19 protein-coding genes and 1 pseudogene are annotated in these 17360 nt (G+C 69.0%); 17 read left to right on the top strand and 3 right to left on the bottom strand.

Annotated elements, in window-relative coordinates:
- Positions 1 to 2 precede the first annotated feature (2 nt).
- The 6 genes from OG622_RS44970 (at position 3) to OG622_RS44945 (ending at position 5743) form a co-directional block, all read left to right on the top strand.
- Positions 3 to 1970 (top strand): alpha/beta fold hydrolase, encoded by a 1968-nt coding sequence (locus OG622_RS44970; RefSeq protein WP_371582846.1) that lies wholly within the window; start codon positions 3 to 5, stop codon positions 1968 to 1970.
- Entirely contained in the window at positions 1967 to 2587 is a 621-nt protein-coding gene (locus OG622_RS44965) for a hypothetical protein (protein WP_060892338.1), read from the top strand. Before OG622_RS44970 ends, OG622_RS44965 begins: the two co-directional genes overlap by 4 nt.
- 2 nt (positions 2588 to 2589) lie before the next feature.
- Complete coding sequence (locus tag OG622_RS44960) at positions 2590 to 2715, top strand: hypothetical protein (protein ID WP_267893588.1); 126 nt, start codon at positions 2590 to 2592, stop codon at positions 2713 to 2715.
- A gap of 39 nt (positions 2716 to 2754) precedes the next feature.
- A complete protein-coding gene (locus tag OG622_RS44955; RefSeq protein WP_371582843.1) occupies positions 2755 to 4644 on the top strand; it encodes an ABC transporter ATP-binding protein in 1890 nt (629 codons plus the stop codon).
- A 104-nt stretch (positions 4645 to 4748) separates the two neighbouring features.
- Complete coding sequence (locus tag OG622_RS44950) at positions 4749 to 4940, top strand: hypothetical protein (RefSeq protein ID WP_371582841.1); 192 nt, start codon at positions 4749 to 4751, stop codon at positions 4938 to 4940.
- Complete coding sequence (locus OG622_RS44945) at positions 4937 to 5743, top strand: class I SAM-dependent methyltransferase (protein WP_371582839.1); 807 nt, start codon at positions 4937 to 4939, stop codon at positions 5741 to 5743. Before OG622_RS44950 ends, OG622_RS44945 begins: the two co-directional genes overlap by 4 nt.
- Positions 5744 to 5843: 100 nt before the next feature.
- On the opposite strand, the gene OG622_RS44940 is transcribed toward OG622_RS44945, so the two are convergent.
- Positions 5844 to 6239, bottom strand: coding sequence for a GNAT family N-acetyltransferase (locus OG622_RS44940; RefSeq protein ID WP_371582837.1), 396 nt, complete (start codon positions 6237 to 6239; stop codon positions 5844 to 5846).
- A gap of 76 nt (positions 6240 to 6315) precedes the next feature.
- Here OG622_RS44940 and OG622_RS44935 point away from each other — a divergent pair, with 76 nt between their 5' ends.
- Together OG622_RS44935 and OG622_RS44930 are read left to right on the top strand one after the other, a co-directional pair.
- Positions 6316 to 6687: a S24/S26 family peptidase gene (locus OG622_RS44935; RefSeq protein WP_371582835.1), complete on the top strand. Its 372-nt coding sequence runs from the start codon at positions 6316 to 6318 to the stop codon at positions 6685 to 6687.
- 158 nt (positions 6688 to 6845) lie between these two features.
- Positions 6846 to 6998, top strand: a complete 153-nt coding sequence (locus OG622_RS44930; protein WP_371582833.1) for a hypothetical protein — start codon at positions 6846 to 6848, stop codon at positions 6996 to 6998.
- Between the two features lie 10 nt (positions 6999 to 7008).
- Here the strand turns inward: OG622_RS44930 and OG622_RS44925 are convergent, their stop codons facing one another.
- The gene (locus OG622_RS44925; protein WP_371582831.1) at positions 7009 to 7731 is read right to left on the bottom strand and encodes a dienelactone hydrolase family protein; all 723 of its coding nucleotides are present in this window, start codon (positions 7729 to 7731) and stop codon (positions 7009 to 7011) included.
- A 194-nt stretch (positions 7732 to 7925) separates the two neighbouring features.
- Here OG622_RS44925 and OG622_RS44920 point away from each other — a divergent pair, with 194 nt between their 5' ends.
- From OG622_RS44920 to OG622_RS44885, 8 genes and pseudogenes are all read left to right on the top strand, one after another.
- A complete protein-coding gene (locus tag OG622_RS44920; protein WP_371582829.1) occupies positions 7926 to 8144 on the top strand; it encodes a hypothetical protein in 219 nt (72 codons plus the stop codon).
- A 358-nt stretch (positions 8145 to 8502) separates the two neighbouring features.
- The gene (locus OG622_RS44915) at positions 8503 to 8808 is read left to right on the top strand and encodes a hypothetical protein (RefSeq protein WP_371582827.1); all 306 of its coding nucleotides are present in this window, start codon (positions 8503 to 8505) and stop codon (positions 8806 to 8808) included.
- Between the two features lie 15 nt (positions 8809 to 8823).
- Positions 8824 to 9129, top strand: a pseudogene (locus OG622_RS44910) (transposase family protein); the annotation flags it as partial.
- Positions 9033 to 9524, top strand: coding sequence for an ISAs1 family transposase (locus OG622_RS44905; protein WP_371582826.1), 492 nt, complete (start codon positions 9033 to 9035; stop codon positions 9522 to 9524). The pseudogene OG622_RS44910 and the gene OG622_RS44905, both read left to right, overlap by 97 nt.
- Before the next feature lie 556 nt (positions 9525 to 10080).
- Positions 10081 to 10818, top strand: a complete 738-nt coding sequence (locus OG622_RS44900) for a hypothetical protein (RefSeq protein WP_371582824.1) — start codon at positions 10081 to 10083, stop codon at positions 10816 to 10818.
- 1038 nt (positions 10819 to 11856) lie between these two features.
- Positions 11857 to 12876, top strand: a complete 1020-nt coding sequence (locus OG622_RS44895; protein ID WP_371582822.1) for a helix-turn-helix domain-containing protein — start codon at positions 11857 to 11859, stop codon at positions 12874 to 12876.
- A gap of 230 nt (positions 12877 to 13106) precedes the next feature.
- Positions 13107 to 14033 (top strand): helix-turn-helix domain-containing protein, encoded by a 927-nt coding sequence (locus OG622_RS44890; RefSeq protein WP_371584420.1) that lies wholly within the window; start codon positions 13107 to 13109, stop codon positions 14031 to 14033.
- A gap of 178 nt (positions 14034 to 14211) precedes the next feature.
- Positions 14212 to 14628, top strand: coding sequence for a hypothetical protein (locus OG622_RS44885; RefSeq protein ID WP_371582820.1), 417 nt, complete (start codon positions 14212 to 14214; stop codon positions 14626 to 14628).
- 355 nt (positions 14629 to 14983) lie between these two features.
- On the opposite strand, the gene OG622_RS44880 is transcribed toward OG622_RS44885, so the two are convergent.
- Positions 14984 to 15508, bottom strand: coding sequence for a hypothetical protein (locus OG622_RS44880; protein ID WP_371582818.1), 525 nt, complete (start codon positions 15506 to 15508; stop codon positions 14984 to 14986).
- Between the two features lie 845 nt (positions 15509 to 16353).
- Between OG622_RS44880 and dhaK the strand changes: the two genes are divergently transcribed.
- Positions 16354 to 17346 (top strand): dihydroxyacetone kinase subunit DhaK, encoded by a 993-nt coding sequence (dhaK, locus tag OG622_RS44875; RefSeq protein ID WP_371582816.1) that lies wholly within the window; start codon positions 16354 to 16356, stop codon positions 17344 to 17346.
- Positions 17347 to 17360: the final 14 nt, after the last annotated feature.

Below are 17360 nucleotides of genomic sequence, written 5' to 3'. Positions count from 1 at the left end.
CCATGAAACTCGTCCGAAGGATCACTTCCGCGGTGCCGGGCAGGGTCGCCTCCGCGGTGCCGGGCAGGGTCGCCTCCGCGGTGCCGGGCAGGGTCGCCTCCGCGGTGTTCAGCCCGATGCCGGTCGGCCGGGACCGTGCGCTGGGCCTGTCGGAGCGGCTGGCCGCCGCGACCAGCCTCACCTCGTCCCTCGAATACCTCACCCAGCGCCACGAGATGGGCAAGGGGGGCATGAACGACTGGGAGATCGCCAAGGACAGCATCGCGCACGCCAATCCTCTGCTGCGTCGACTGGTCGACATCGCCAGCGGAACCCGGACCACGACGGCACTGCACGTCACACGGGCCGCGGTCGCCTCCGCCATGCTGCTGCCGGGCAAGTCGAACTGGCGCGGTGCGGGCAGCCTCTTCCTCGGTACGACCTCCGCCCTCCTCGGCCCTCGCCAGCACTACGGCAGCGACGGCGCCGACCAGGTGGCAACCCTGGTGCAACTCGCCACCGGCGGCGCCCGCCTGGTGCCCTCGCCGGCCGCCAAGGACGCCCTGCTCTGGTACGTCGCCCTTCAGTCCAACCTCTCCTACCTGGTCTCCGGCTGGGTCAAACTGCTCGGCCCGGACTGGCGCGACGGCTCCGCCCTTCCGGGGGTGATGCGCACCCACACCTACGGCCACGAGGGCATGCACACGTGGATCCGGAACAACCCCCGGGCCGCCAAACTGCTCGGCCACAGCGTGCTGGCGCTGGAGTGCCTCTTCCCGCTCGCCTATCTCAAAGGCGGCAAGCTGACCCGTCCCGTCCTGGCGAGCGCCGCCGCGTTCCATCTGGCCAACGGCTACTTCATGGGACTCGGCAGGTTCGCCACCGCGTTCCCCGCGATGCACCCCCTGATCGCCTACACCGCGGCTCCCCGCACCCACCCCGCCGTCGCGGGACGCGACGACCGCGCTCTGCCGGCCGCCCTCACCGTGCTCGCCGGGGCGACGGCGGCCGCGGCCGTCACCGCCGTACAACGACGGATGCGCGCCACCGAGGGCTGGCGGACCTCGCGCGTGCTGACGACCCGCCACGGCAACCGGCTGCAGTACGAGGAGATGTCGGTGGGGGACTCCGAGCGGCCGGTCTTCGTACTCGCCGCCGGTCTGCTGTCCACCAGCGAGCACTACGCCTGGATCAGCGAGCGCCTGTCCTACGAGAGCACCTACGGCGTCATCACCTACGCCCGCGCCGGATACGCCGGCAGCCGCCGCAGGGCCACCACCGCCTACCAGCTGACGGAGTCCGTCGACGACCTGGTCGACCTGGTGAACGGGGCCGTGGCACCGCACCGCAAGGTGATCCTGGTCGGCCACTCGATCGGCGGGGAGCTCGCCCGCCGTGCCGTCCATCACCTCGGCGACCGGGTGCACGGCGTCGTGTACCTCGACTCCTCGCACCCGCATCAGTTCAGCCGCTCGGCCCAGCAGAGGGTGACCGGCGCCGGCCTGGGCGGCACCTTCGCGTCCATGAGCCGGGCGCTGCGCCTCGGCACCGGGGCGCTCCTCACCCGCCCGTGGTGGATCAAGGAACTGCCCGCCGCCTACCACGACAAGGTCTTCGCCCAGTACGCGGACACGCGGATGTGGTACGCGGCACGCCGCGAATGGACGGCGCTGCAGGAGGACTTCAAGGCCTTCCCCGGGCACCTCGACCGGATCGAGGGTGTGCCCGGCCTGGTGATCTCCGCCCAGCGGACCGTGGACCGCGACCCCGAGCAACTGCTGATGCACCGCGAACTCGCCGAGGCCCACCGCCGGGCACCCAGCGAGACGGTGGTCATCGAGGGCGCGGGACACGACTCCCTGTTGATCAACAGCCGTTACGCCAACCAGGTCACGGACCGCGTCCTCGCGTTCTTCCAGAGCGTCGACGAGCACTCCCGGGCACCCCGGCCCACCCGATCCGTCACGCTCGAGAAGGAGGCCGCGCGGTGAGCACCCTGCGAAGTCTCCCGCTGAGGAATCCGTTCACCGGCGAAGGCGCGGCCTGGCGGATCGCCGGAGCCGCCATGCTGGTCGTCACCGTCGCGGGCCAGCACCCCTTCGAGCAGTTCTCCCGGTTCCGTTCGAAGGACGTGCTGTCCCTGGTGCCGAACTGGAGGTTCTTCGCCCCCAACCCCTGTATGCACGACAGTCACTTCCTGTACCGCATGGTGGACGCGGACGGCAACGCCTCGCCGTGGCACGACGCGTTCACGACCGAGACGCGCAAGCCCCAGCACATCGTGTGGTTCCCCACCCGCCGCGCGGACAAGGGGGTCGTCGACGCGTGCGCCGACATCCTCCCGACCCTCGAGTTCGGTGGCTTCGAGGCGGCCTCACGCACTGCCGGGTACCGGATGGTCACCGAGCACCTGCGCGTCCTCATCAGGTCCCGGGGCCCCGTGGCCGAGGAGGCCCGGGGCTTCCAGTTCGCCCTGGCCCGCGCCACCGGCTACGACACGCGCCACCGTCCTTCGCTGGTGTTCGTCTCCCCCTTCGTCCCTCTCGACCCGCAGGCCGCCGGCACCCCGCTGACGCGGGCCCCGGCCAAGACTCCAGCAAAGGTGTGATCATGGACATCACCACCCCCTTCATCCTCCTCGGAATCCTGATCTTCGCGGTCGGCCTTCTCAAGGCGGGCCTGCGGTTCGCCAGGGACCGGGCGGAAGCGGAAGAGGACGGCAGGGAGCACGAGTGAACCGGGTGCGGGCGGCCGCCGCGTGGCCGGGGGCGCGGGATGAGTGAGCGGCCGGCCGGCCGGGGGCGGCACACCCGCCCGCAGGACCCGCCGGTGAACCTGGAGAAGGAGGGCACCTCCGGTGGCGGGCGGCGCGCCATGCACCGGGCGGTTCCCCAGCTCAACCTGCACCTGCTGTGGGGCGAGGGAGCGAAACCCTGGCGGGCCATGGGCCGGCACCGCCGCCTGGTCCTGCTCGGCATCGTCCTCGGTCTGCTGGGAGCCGCGACGTCCCTGGCCCAGCCCGCGGTCATCGGCTCACTGGTCGCCGCCGTCGGCGAAGGGCGCTCGCTGACCGGACCGATCATGGTGGGCGCGGCACTGTTCATCGCCGACGCCACCCTGGGCGCGCTCCACTCGTACGTCATCGGGCTGGCCGGGGAGAACATCGTCTACGACATCCGCCGGACCCTGGCCTCCCGGCTGCTGCGCTCCCGGTTCAAGGCGTACAGCGGCCTGCAGCAGGGCGATGTGTTCTCCCGGATGGTCAGTGACACCATGCTCGCCCGCTCCACCATGACGCACGCGATCGACAGCATCCTCAACAACAGCTTCCTGGTCATCGGCGGGATCGCCCTGATGGCGTGGATCGACACCGTGCTGCTCACCGCCACCCTGGTCTGCCTCGGCGCGACCAGCATCGTCTCGCTCTATCTGGCACGCGGGGTGCGGAAGGTGTCGGTGCTCAACCAGACCGACCTGGGCACCTTCGGCTCCGCCCTGCTGCGGGTGCTGGGAGCGATGCCCACCGTGAAGGCCTCCCGGGCCGAGGACCGCGAGGCCGAGGGGATCGCGGCCATCGCCCGGCGGGCCCGGAAGTCGGGGATCAAGGTGACGGTGATGTCGTCGCTGCTCGACCCGACCATGAGCATCGGCACCCAGCTCGCCCTGACGGTCGTCATCGGTCTGGGCGCGGCCCGCACCGCGACCGGGGCGATGCCCACCGCCGATCTGACGGCGTTCATCCTCTACCTGTTCTACCTGGTGGCGCCGTTGCTGACGCTGTTCGAGTCGATCGCGCAGTTCCAGATCGGCAGAGCGTCCGTGGAGCGGCTGGCCGAGCTCGGCAAGATCGAGGTCGAGACGGACCCGGACAGCAGCCGGCCGGAGGAACGGCCGCGTGGCGCCCGCCCGTTCAGGCGCGGGTACGAACCCGGGCTCACCTTCGACGGCGTCCGGTTCTCCTATCCGGGCAGCGACAAGGTCGTCCTCGACGGGATTTCCTTCACCGTCCCGGCCGAGGGGCTGACCGCCGTCGTCGGCCCCTCCGGCGGCGGCAAGTCCACCGTCTTCCAGCTGATCGAGCGGCTCTTCGACCCGGTGTCCGGGGCGATCCGCATCGACGGCACGGACATCACCGACCTGCCGCTCAACCAGCTGCGCTCCATCGTCGGCTACGTCGACCAGGACCACACCCTGCTGCGCGGCACCGTCCGGGCGAACCTCACCTACAGCGCGCCGGACGCCGACGACAAGGACATCGCCGAGGCCCTGCGCATGGCCAACCTGACCGAGGTGATCACCGCGCTGCCCCAGGGTCTCGACACCGAACTCGGTGACCGGGGCGCCGGCCTGTCGGGCGGTCAGCGTCAACGCCTCGCGATCGCCCGTACGTTGCTTCAGGCGCCCCGGTTCCTGCTGCTGGACGAGGCCACCGCCAACCTCGACACCGAATCGGAGAACGCGCTGCGCGACAGCATCACGATGATCTCCGGCTTCTGCGCGGTCATCGCGATCGCGCACCGGCTGTCCACCGTCACCGAGGCCCAGCAGATCGTCGTGCTCGACCGGGGACGGGTGCACGCCGTCGGCACCCACGACGAACTCCACCGGCACAGCGACCTCTACCGCCGACTCGCCCGGCTCCAGGAGCTCAGCGACGTGGCGTGATCCAGGAACGACGAGGCGGCACACCCGGATTCACCCGACAGGACCGGATCACACGACTGGATCGGATCACCCGACAGGAGAAGACATCCCGACAGGAGAAGTTCATGAACGACTTTCTGCTCATCCCGTCCGTGGTAGCCCTCGGCATCGTCGGCTTCCTCATCGCCACCCGGGCCGTCAGCGCTCCCGCCGTCATCGGCGTCGCCCTCGTGGTGCTGTGGGGCGCCTGCTCCCAGGCCAGAAGCAACATCCACGCGAGGAACACCCCGTCCAAGAAGCGGAGGCAACACCCATGAGCACCACCACGACGCCCCGTACACCCGGCGCCACGTCGAACGACACCATCGACGACATCGGCTACGGCCGGCAGTTCGGCGACTGGTACCACCGGTTGTTCCCCGACGACGCCTCCGTCGTCGCCGAGGTCGAGCGCCTGGTCGCCCTGCACCCCGATCCGGCCCTGGGCACCGTCGAGTTCGGCGTCGGCACCGGCCGGATAGCGCTGCCGCTGGCGCGCCAAGTCGGGCCGGTCACGGGGGTCGACTCCTCCCCCGAGATGCTCGACGTGCTGCGCCGCGACCTGACCGACGACACCCCCGTCGAGCCCGTGCACGGCGACATCTGCACCTACACGGCCGACCTCACCGTGGGGCTCGTGTACTGCGTCTGCGCGACCCTGTCCATGTTGCTCACCCCCGAGGAGCAGCAGCTGGCGGTGCGTCGCGCGGCCGACCTGCTGGCCCCCGGCGGCAGGCTGGTGATCGAGACCCACAACAAGCCGGCCATCCTCGCCCTGCACGAGGGCAGCGCCCGCGCCACGTACTTCTCGCCCTACCCGGAGCCGGGCACCGGTCTGCAGAGCCACTCCGTCCTCCTGCCGGAGGGGTCGCTGTGGCACCTCTCCCACGTCTGGTACGAGGCCGACGGCACGACCCGCGTCGGCACCGAGATCTCCCGGCTGACCGCCCCGGAGGAGATGGACTCGTACGCCCGCGCCGCCGGCCTCCTCCCCGAGAACCGCTTCGGCGACTGGCCCGCCGACGCGGACCCGTACTCCCTGGACTCCCCCCTGGCCATCTGCACCTACGTCAAGCCTTGACGGCCCCAGCCCTGGCTACGGGTCACGACCGCACGCTCATGTCCGTCGAGGGGGGCCGGGACATGCCCCGGCCCCCCTCCCCACGGCTCGACTGCCAACGTCACAGAGCGATCAGGCCGGCTGTCGTCTCCTTGAAGCCGCAGGCGTCGAAATAGAACGACCGCAGGTGCTCCTCGAAGTCCACGTGGAGCCATTCGCACTGTGCGGCACGGGCCTCGTGCGCGGCGGTCGCGACCAGCGCGGCGCCCACACCTCTGGTACGGCGATGCCGTGCGACCACCGTGTCCAGGACGAAGGCATGGACTCCGCCGTCCCAGACGACGTTGACGAAGCCGATCAGCGAACCGTCCTCCCACGCGCAGACCCAGCCGAGGCTGTGGCGCTCGAGTCGTCCCCGCCAGTCGGTCGCGGCGACGGGGTGACCGAAGCCGTCCGCGTGCAGCGCGTCGAGCGCCGTGTTGTCGAAGTCGCCCCGCCACTCGTACGTGATCGTCATCCCTGGATCGTAGGGTCCGTGCCAGGTCAGAATTTAATCGGTGGGGTGGCGGACAACGATCTGCCACGATCGCCGAATGGGTGCATTGGACGCGGTGGCAGACAGAGTCGTCGGCGGGGCGACCGTGACGTTCCGGCCCAGCGGCTCCTCGATGGTCCCGCTGATACGCAGTCGGCAGCAGGTGGTCGTCGCTCCGGTCGACCCGTCGAAGGTGGAGGTCGGCGACATCGTCCTCGCCCGTGTCGCCGGGACGGTCTACCTGCACTTGGTGTCTTCCGTGGACTCCGCCAGGAAGCGGGTGCAGATCAGCAACAACCGTGGCCATGTGAACGGCTGGACCGGCCACGATCGTGTCTTCGGAATCTGTGTCGCGGTCGACGGTGCGGCCCGCTCGGGAGCCGCGGACAAAACACGCGCACCCGACGCCGACGGCCCGCCCCGAACCTGACACCTTGCCACCCGCGCGCTGCTCATAGCCTTTGTGAAGTACGGTCGGCATCGCTGAACCGAGGTTTCCGCGAAACCGGCTCACCGAGGGACTCGGTCGCGACGCGCGTAACCTTCGCTGCCGCAAGGTCGATACGTACTCCGGATACTCCGGATGCAATGTCCCCGACCGCGCCCGACAGCTCCACAGACCTGATGCACCGTCATCCACGCGGGGGCGTGCATCTGTCGGCCACCGTCATCGAGGATGGCCGGGGCCTGTCCTCGATGAGCGGCGTCCTGGCCGACACCGTCTACTTGCTGCCGGCCTGACGGCACGGCCTCACTTCAGGTGCCGGCCGAAGAATCGGTTCCCGTCGTCCGCCTCGAACCACGGGGTCCCGGTGTGCCCGCCCAGATTGGCGTGCAGCGTCTTCTCCTTGCTGCCGAAGGCGTCGAACAGGTCCAGGGCCCGCTGCCGGGGGTTCCCTTCGTCGTCCCACTGCAGCAGGAAGAACAGCGGAATGGTGACCTCCCGGGCCTCCTCGCGCTGGGCGCTGGGCACGTAACCCCCGGCGAAGAAACCGGCGGCCGCGATGCGCGGCTCGGCCACCGCCAGCCGAATGCCGACGGCGGTCCACCCCGAGTATCCGACCGGGCCGCCGATCTCGGGCAGCGAAAGCAGGGCGTCCAGGGTGGTCCGCCAGTCCGGGACCGCCTTTTCGACCAGCGGGCCGACGAGGGACTCGAAGATCTCGTCGAGCGGCTCGCCGGCCTGCATCGCCCGGCGGAGGTCGGCGCGGGCCTGCTCGTCGGCGGCGGAACGGGGCCGGTCACCGCACCCGGGGGCGTCGATGGTGGCCACCGCGTAGCCGTACGCCGCGGAGTGCCGGGCCCGTGCCACCAGCCGGGCTTCCCCCTTGGGCAGGCCGTTGTTGTGGGCCATCAGGATGAGCGGGGCCGGTGCGGCGGATCCAGGCGTCCACAGGGTGCCGGGGATCTCGCCGAGGGTGAATTCGCGTTCGAGGACGCCGTTGTCGAGGCGCTGTTCGGAAGTGAATCGCATGGTCGTGCCTTTCGGGAGTGCTCTTGAACGGCGCTCCCGGACGACCTACCGCCCGACCGTGACCCCGGAGGGGAGCACCCATGTCGATACTGTGTTCACGGGTACCACCTCCTCGTTCTCTCGCACGGCCTCCGGAAAAGTAGCAGCGGTCACCGCGGCCCGCCAACAGGTTTCCGCGGAGGCTCCGTGGCCGGATGCCACTGGGCGAAACCTGCCACGACCTGATCACCGCGGCCGGAGACGCCCTCCTTGCGCGCGCCCAAGCGGCAGGCACCGTGCGCGCCGGGATCACCATCACCCAACTGTTGAAGCTCGTCGGCGCCATCGCGCTGGCCACCGAGCAGGAGATCGACGGCCCGGCCGAGGCCGACCTCCTGCTGTCGATCGCCATCGACGGCGTACGCGTGCACTGACCCCGGCTCTCACAAACGGTCCTTTGCGCGAGCAGGATCAGTAAACGGCCACCGAGGCCCGCCCGACCCTCGATCGATTCTCAGAACCCGTTCTCCCTCAAATCGGGACGGAACCCTTCTTGACTTGCATTGTGCGAAAATCCGGTCCCATGACTGGGCTTCAGCAACGGTCCCCGGGTGAATGGTCGGACGCGGACGACGTCGAACAGCACGCCTGTCCGAAGTGTGACGCGCAGCCCGGCTCGCTGTGCCGCTCGCGCGGCGGTGCGGTGGCCTCCGCCTACCACACCCCTCCGCTTCACGATGATGCCCCGGCTGAAGAAGGCGCTGAGGTTGCCGACCGCGGCCCGGTCCGCGCGTGGCGGCCGGGCACCCGCCGCCGACCTCGACCGCCCCTGACCTGCCGAGGGACATCCGCATCGGTTACGCGCGCTGCTCGGCCCTCGGGCAGGAACTCGACTCCCAGCTCGACGCGCTCAGCAAGCACGGCATGCCGAGAAACAAGATCTTCAGCGAGAAGATCAGCACCCGCCTGCGGGTCCACCCCCAGGGCTTCGGCATAGTTGCAGGGCGTCCGGTTCGTGACGATCTGCCAGTTCAACGGTCATCCAGGGACGAGACAGGCACGGGCTCCCACGATCATGGAGTTCTCTACGCCCCATGATCCGAGTGGAAGACCGTGCCTGCCGACGCGTCATCACCGATCCCATCCGCCCTTGACCAACTCCGCGATCATCCACGGGTCGCACCCACAGAAGCGCCGGGCCTGCTGGAGCGGCTGGCCGAGGTGCCCGACCCGCGCGGAGTGCGACACGCCCTCGTCGTCGTGCTCGCGCTCACCGCGTGCGCGGTACTGGCCGGGGCGAGATCGCTGCTGACGGTCGGTGAGTGGATCGCCGACGCCCCGCCACAGGTGCTGGAAGCCGTCGGCGTGCAGTGCGATCCGCTGCTTCCCCAACGGCTCCTGCCTGCGGAATCGACGGTCCGACGCCTGCTGGCCCGGATAGACGGCGATGCCCTGGACCAGGTCGTGGGCCGCTGGCTCACCGACCACCGCTCCGGCTCCGCGGGCGGTTTGCGCGCCCTGGCGGTCGACGGCAAGAGCCTGCGAGGGCGGCCAAGGCCAAAGGCCGGAAGATCCACCTGCTCGCCGCCCTGGACCACACAACGGGCCTGGTCCTGGCCCAGCTGGACGTGCACGAGAAAACAAACGAGATCAGGTGCTTCCAGCCGCTGCTGGAGAGCATTGCCGACCTGGCCGGCACCGTGGTCACCAGCGACGCGATGCACACCCAGCGTGAGCACGCCGACTACCTGCTGGGCCGCGACGCCCACTACATCGTGATCGTCAAGGGCAACCAGAAGAAGCTGCGCCAGTAGCTGAAGTCCCTGCCTTGGAAGCAGATCCCGCTCCAGGGACGCACCCGGAACGCTGGCCACGGACGCGCCGGAATCCGCCGGATCAAGGTGGCCACCGTGAACAACCTGCTCCTTCCCGGCGCCCGTCAAGCCGTCCAGATCAAGCGCCGCCGCACCGTCCGCTAGACCGGCAAGACCACCGTGAAGACCATCTACGCCGTCACCAGCCTCACCAGCGAGCAGCCCACCCCCGCGCAACTGGCCTCACTCGTGCGTAACCACTGGCAGGTGGAAGCCCTGCACCACATCCGGGACACCACCTTACCGAGGACGCCTCCCAGCTGCGAACAGGCAACGCACCCCGTGCGATGGCGACCTGGCGCAACCTCGCCGTCGGGGCACTGCGGCTGACCGGCGCCACGAACATTGCTGCGGCTCTCCGCCACAACGCCCGAGAACCCCGCCGCCCCCTCGCGCTCCTCGGACTCGCGTGATCACGAATCGTCAGGCGACTCTGCCGAAGTCATGGGGCTGAACTTCATCGCTCGGCTTGGGAGGGTGCGCTATAAACGGGCCCGTGACATTGATCGTTGAGCGAACAGACGCACGTACGTGGCCTGATGAGCAGTTGCGCGAGCTCTTCAGTGAGGGTTTCCCGGAGTTCATCACAGCCGATCGGCTGGCTAAGCAGTACATCGGCAGGATCAGGGAGTGGTTCGCCGACCTCGATCTCACGCTGGTGGATGAGCGGGGCTTTCCGGTCGCGTCCGGCTGGGGTATACCGATCCGGTGGGACGGGCGGACCGAAACGCTCCCCACCGGCTACACCCAGGCCATCATCCGTGCCGTCGAGGGCCGGGAGCATGGCGTCGACCCCGACACTCTGGTGATCTGTGGGGCGATCGTTACGCCGTCACTCAAGGGACGCGGCCTGGCCGGGGAGATGCTCAACGCACTGCGTCGGCTCGCCGAGGGCGCCGGATGGCCACGGGTCATCGCACCGGTGCGCCCGACGTTGAAGGCGCGCTACCCGCTGGCGTCGGTCGAGGCGTTCATGGGGTGGACCCGCGAGGACGGCATGGCCCTCGATCCATGGATCCGCACCCACCAGCGTCTGGGCGCCCGAATTCTCGCGGCGGCTCCCCAGTCGCAGACCATGACCGGCACGATCGCCGAGTGGGAGCAGTGGACCGGCATGGTGTTCCCAGAGACGGGTGACTACGTGATCCCAGGAGGACTCAGCCTGCTACGGGTCGACCAGTCCGCTGACCAGGGCACCTATACGGAGCCCAATATCTGGATGCAGCACGTCTGAGCCAAGTGCACAGGACGTGGTGGCGTCGCACGGCGTTCTCGATCCAGGGCAGCATCTGCAGCGTCACAACAGAACTACCGGTAGGCGGGCGTGACGGGCAGGTGAGAGGTGATGTGACGCGGGTGTCACAGCGGGTCTGCCTGGCCCCGGAGTTCTACGACGTCGGCCGAACCGGGCGTCAGCCCGTCTTCTCGAAGTTGCAGTCGAGCCCGGCGTCGGGGTCGATGATGACCCGCAGGCGCAACTCGCTCCCGTCGCGGACGAAATGCAGTGCGTAGATGCGGTGGTACAGATTCAGCCTGAGGGTCTGCGGGGTGACGCCCTCGACGCCCTCGGAGAGGGACCACGGTCCAGTGCCGTCGACCCGCCGTGGCTCGTTTTCTATGCCCTCGACGTTGGCAAGGAACTTCCTGGCACTGAAGGTGCCGTCCGCAACGATGTCGAGCGTCGCCCCCGTCCCCGCGCAGTCCCCCTTCCAACGGCCGGTGACCTGGTCCCTGGTGACGGGCGGGGGGTCTTCGTCCGCCGCCGCGACGCAGGCCGTGGCCAGCGCGAACCAAACCTACCGTCGGGTTACTTGTTCCCTGGTGTCCGGGCTAGGACTCCGGGGCGGCGAGTCCCGCGGGTTCAGCGAAACTGAGGGTTCTTCGTCGGGAACCAACGGGTGTTCAGGCTTTCTGGAGGGTTTCGACCCGTGTGTTCTGGGTGAACTCAAGGTGCTGCCTCATCGGTTAAGGGCCTGAGCCGTGCATCACGCTGAACCTCTTCCCAGTAGTGGGCGGCGGCTGTGACGATCGCTTGAAAGTCGTGCAGCGACATGACTGCGACGTGGGGCGTGCGCGTCCCCACGGGCGGTTCGGCCGGGTGGCCTCCCGCAGGTGGTCGTAGCGGCTGGACCACTTGACGGCGGCCCGGCTGGACGCGCCCCGATCCCCCGGCCGCGCCCCCGCCGCCCATCCCGCCCTCCCGCTCCTCAACAGAGCGTGCCGCCTGCCCTTCGACCCCTTGATGAGGACATGATGGGAGGGGGGTGGTCAGGTGATCGAGACGGTGTTGCGCAGTGAGGACCTGCCGGTGGGCGATCGGTTCGAGTGGTGGCGGGAGTTGACCGCACACACGCTCGCGCCCACGGAGATCACCAGCGACCATGCCGATGACTTCCGGGCCTGTGCCCGGCAGTTGGACCTCGGGGCCGTTCAGGTGGCAGTGCTGTCCTATCCGTCCTTGCGCTCGCGTCGCACGCCCGCGTTGGTTCGTCGGTCCGACCCGGAGCTGTATCACCTGGCCCTGACCCTGCGAGGCAGGCAGAGCATCTCCCGCTGCGGGCGTGACGCCTTGGTGGGGGTCGGCGACCTGCTGCTGTACGACACGACGCACCCATGGGACGCCTCGGCCTTCCCCGACAACGACGGTCCGGTCGAGGGGATCGTCGTGAACGTGCCCCGTGCGGCGATTCCTCTTCCGGCGGCGAAGGTGGACCGCCTCCTCGGAGCGCTGTTACCGGGCAATACCGGCATGGGGGCTCTCCTGGCACAGTTCTTGACCCGACTGGCACCTGAGTCCGACACCTGCCGACCGCAGGACGCCATACGTCTGGGCGGGCTCACCGTGGACCTGATCACCGCGTTCCTCGCGCATCACACGGACACCGAAGACGGCGTTCCACCCGAGAGCCGCCACCAGACGCTGATGGTCGGCATCCACTCCTTCATCGAACGCAACCTGGGCGACCCGCAGTTGTCGCCCGGCGCAGTCGCCGGCTCCCACCACATCTCCGTGCGGTTTTTGCACAAGCTGTTCCAGGCGCAGGGCGTCACCGTGAACGCCTGGATCCGGCAACGACGCCTGGAACGCTGCCGCCGGGACCTCGCCGATCCCCAACTGGCCGACAAAACCATCGGCTTCCTGGCCACACGCTGGGGCTTCGTCCACGCTTCCGAATTCACCCGCGCATTCCGCAGGGCCTACGGAATCCCGCCGAGCACCTACCGGCAAGAGGGACTCCACAGCCACCAGTGCAGCGACCGCCAACTCCGGCTGGGGGGCCAGGCGATCTGATGGCCGGGCAGCAAAGAACTCCGCCGGCCCGCAGGTCAGCATGTATTTGGCTGCCTGGTCCCGCATTTCTCGGTCGGGTGATCTGGGCAAATCGGGGCGCCCGTGGGCGTCCATGAACAGGGCTGCGAGAACTGGGGCCCTCAGGAGAGAGGACTGGCGGGACAGTGATCTGGACGGCGTTCTCGACGGAACATCTGTCGGGGACCGAACGATTCAACCACTGGGAAGCGATGATCTCCCAGGCCCACTTTCGCACCATGATGGCCAGCGATCACCTGGATGACTTCCTCGCCAGCTCCCAGGCACTGCACCTGGGCGACATCCAGACCTTCGCACAGAGCTACCCGCCCATGCATGCGCGCCGGACCCCGGCGCTGATCCGGCAAGGTGATCCGGAGGTGTTCCAGCTGTGGCTCACCGTCCGTGGGGAGGTCGGGCTCAGTCAATCGGGCCGACACGTCGACGTCGGCGAGGGCGATCTCGTGCTCTACGACTCCTCCAGGCCCTGCCAGGCCCAAACCGCCGCCCGTGACCGCCCCGACGTCTCCTCACTGATCGTGCAGATACCCCGGGCCAGACTGCCCCTGCACTCCAACACCCTCGACCAGCTCACCCTGACCCGCATTCAGGGACAGACGGGCATCGGCGCGCTCTTCCGCCACTACCTCACCGATCTGATGAACCACGCGCCGCAGTACGAGGAATGCGACGCGCTCCGCCTGGCCAACGTCACCCTGGACCTGCTGAGCGCCATGCTCGCCGAGGCCGCCCGGGCCGAGGACCTCCTGCCGCCGGAATCGCAGCAAACCGTCCTGCGCACACGGATCAACGCGTTCATCCGGCAACACCTCGGGGATCCCGGCCTCACGCCGGCTGCTGTCGCCGCCGCCCACCAGGTCTCCGTCCGCTACCTCCACCGGCTCTACCAGGGCCAGGGAACGACGATCGCCGACGGCATACGCCGCAGCAGACTGGAACGCATCCACCGCGACCTGGCCGACCCCCGCCTCGACGCCCGGTCCATCAGCGCGATCGCCGCACGCTGGGGCTTCCCGGAGCCGACATCCTTCAGCCGCGCCTTCAAGACGCTGTACGGCATCACACCACGCGCCCACCGCCACCAGACCCAGCACCCCGACATGCCTGCAGTGCGCTGAATGCCAACAGCCGTGCACGGGATGCCAACAAGCCCATGAACATGTCAGGCACCATGTCAACGCATATCGCCCCGTTCACTCACGGCCAGACGGAACCAGACGACCGCCGCCGAAAAGCAGTCCTCTGGAATCCCGCTGCGACCGCACACCCACGTCATCCACAGAGAGGTACCGCCTCATGCTGAGCACCACATCACAGCACCGCCCGGTCCGAGCGGCCGTGAATATCCTGCTCGCAGTCCTCATGGCGTTCGGCGTCAGCACCGCGATCGCGCCGTCCGCGCAAGCCGCTCCGCAGGCGGAGTGCTGGACTCCCACGGCCAACGGGGAAGGGCGCGGGTACACGTTCTGGAACGACGGTTACGGCTACAACCTCAAGAGCGGGCCCTACTCGGACGGATGCTGGAACGTCGGGTGGGTGGGCCAAGAAAAGTTGATCTACCTCCACTGCTGGAAGAAGAACTCCTACGGCAACGTCTGGTGGTACGTCCGGGTCGCGGGCACCAACGACTACGGCTGGACGTCGGACAACAACTTCTGGGGCGACTCGGTGGACGAGAACGGTGACGGGCACATCAGCTTCTACGAATGCTGAGACCCGCCCCGTATGGAAGCCGCCCCTTCTGAGCACTCCGGTGCGGAGGGGCGGCCTTCCCCCGCGTTTCCTCTCCGGCCTGCGGGCCAGGTCGGCAGGCGTCCGGCCCCTGCCCGAAACCGGCCGCCGGGCCGGAGCCCTCGTGAGAAAGCGCCCCTTGTCCGCGGTCTGTTCATCCCGGCCGGGCGGGGCGACCTGGTTGCAGGTGAGCAACGGCCATGGGCCGCCGCGCTTGCCTTGGTCGCGGGCAGCTCGTACCAACACGGCGCCCGGCCCTGCTCGGAGGGCATCCGTCGACCTCCCACCCCGGCGCCCTGTCCCGGCCGGGACAGGGCGGGACAGGGCCGCTCCGCCGTCAGCGAGCGCTCGTGGTCTCGATGTCGGCGATGTGGTTGTACCGCTCCACCAGCACGAAAAGCCTGGTCTTCTGCGTCGTCTTCCCGCTGCCGAAAGTCAGGGTGACGATGACCTCATGGCTGTGACCCATGGAGCCGTTGTCGGTCACCGTCCACCGCGCCGGGACGTTCTGGGCACGCAGGACGCCGTCCGCCCCGTTCTTCTTCTCCCAGGCCGCCAGCCGCTTGGCGAAGCCGGGCGTCAGGTAGTGCTTGCGCAGCGCCGTGGCCAGCGTGACGTCCGGGTCCGTGTAGTCGCCCTTCGCGTCGATGTACGCGCCGTAGAAGTCGGCGACCCGGGTCACCGCCTGGCCGGATGTGCCGCTGACCGACTGCGGTGCGGCGGTGGACGCCTTTGCGGGGCCACGGACAGCCGCCTGCGCCGACACCTGTGTCGACACACCGAGTCCGACAGCCAGGACGAGGCCGGCAGCGACGGCCGCGCGGCGGCTCGGACGACGGTGTGCGGGGGACTTCCTGTTCATGTGCGTCTTCCTTCTCTGATCCGTATGTGTTGCTCTCGGGCGGTTCCGGCCTTCGTGCCGAAGACGCCTGCCGACGTGTCGTCACCTCGTCCGCGTCCTGTGCGAGGACGGCCGGCCCGACTGCCCACCTTGGGTACTCGGACACATGGATGCCCCGGTACGTAGGTGCGGGGTGGGTGTCGTTGCCATGCTGCTGCCGGGGCGGTCGTTCTGCCTCGGCCGGTGCGACACCCAGAGCTTCGAAGACGCCGGGCATCCACGACAACAGCTGCCGCCCCGCCTGCAACAGTGGAACCGTCCCATCCCCGCTGAACTGCGGAAACAGGCAGTGCCTGGGATGCCCTCCTGGGATGCGGAAACCGACTCGTGGTGGTCGGCTGGAACCGGAGCCCGTGGTAGGAGTCGACGCCGCCGGCCGGTGGCGCCACCCCGCCCGGCGGCCCGCCGACGCGCGATCGAAGCGAGCGCGCGCCGACATCCCCGGCTGCGTCCGCGCCGCCCATCCCGCCCTCCCTCACCGACGCCCGCGGCCTGAAGGCGTATGCCGGCTCCTCACCCATCGCCCGGGTCTCCGGCAAGCCCTCTCGTTCCCGACCCCCCACACGGCGCATCCGGCAGAGCGGCCCCACACCCATGACGCGCACGCGCGTCTGCGCGCGTGACCTTCACTGCCGCAAGGTCGATACTTCCAACAGATGTTCAGCATGCGTTGAGTCGGCGTCAGTACCGCCGGAGCCTGCCCGCAACCGCCACGACCGCAAAAAATCAATAGCTGACCCAAACCCATTCCGACCTGCGAAGACGCCGGTCAGCGACTCATCCGATATTCCCACCAGGAGGCACCCATGAAGATGTTGATCAATGTCGCGGAGAGCGTTGTCGCGGACGCGTTGCGGGGCATGGCGGCCGCGCATCCCGAGTTGACCGTGGACGTGGAGAACCGGGTGGTGGTGCGGCGGGACGCGCCGGTGGCCGGGAAGGTGGGGCTGGTTTCCGGAGGCGGCTCGGGGCACGAGCCGTTGCACGGCGGGTTCGTGGGGCCCGGAATGCTGTCGGCGGCCTGCCCCGGTGAGGTGTTCACGTCGCCCGTGCCGGACCAGATGGTCCGGGCCGCCGCGGCCGTGAACAGCGGGGCCGGGGTGCTGTTCATCGTGAAGAACTACACCGGCGACGTGCTGAACTTCGACATGGCGGCCGAACTCGCCGAGGACGAGGGCATCCGCATCGCCAAAGTGCTCGTCAACGACGACGTGGCCGTCACCGACAGTCTCTACACCGCCGGGCGGCGCGGCACGGGCGCGACCCTGTTCGTGGAGAAGATCGCGGGGGCCGCCGCCGAGGAGGGGCAGCCGCTGGAGCAGGTGGAGGCGCTGGCCCGGCAGGTCAACGAAAACTCCCGCAGTTTCGGGGTGGCCCTCAGCGCCTGCTCCACTCCGGCCAAGGGCAGCCCCACCTTCGATCTCCCCGCCGGGGAACTGGAGTTGGGGGTCGGCATCCACGGTGAGCCGGGGCGTGAGCGGCGCGCGATGATGACCTCCCGCGAGATCGCCGACTTCTCGGTGAACGCCATCCTGGACGACATGAGCCCGCGCAACCCGGTGCTGCTGCTCGTCAACGGCATGGGCGCCACCCCCCTGCTGGAGCTGTACGGCTTCAACGCGGAGGTGCAACGCGTCCTCACCGAACGCGGGGTCGCGGTGGCCCGCACCCTCGTCGGCAACTACGTCACCTCGCTCGACATGGCCGGCGCGTCGGTGACGCTGTGTCAGATCGACGAGGAGCTGCTGCGACTGTACGACGCGCCGGTGAGGACGCCGGGACTGCGCTGGGGTGTGTGAGGGAGCATGCGGCC

The organism is Streptomyces sp. NBC_01314 (assembly GCF_041435215.1).
Lineage (GTDB): Bacteria > Actinomycetota > Actinomycetes > Streptomycetales > Streptomycetaceae > Streptomyces.
Note: the sequence above shows the minus strand (reverse complement) of the source record. Positions and strands in the feature narration are given on the sequence as shown.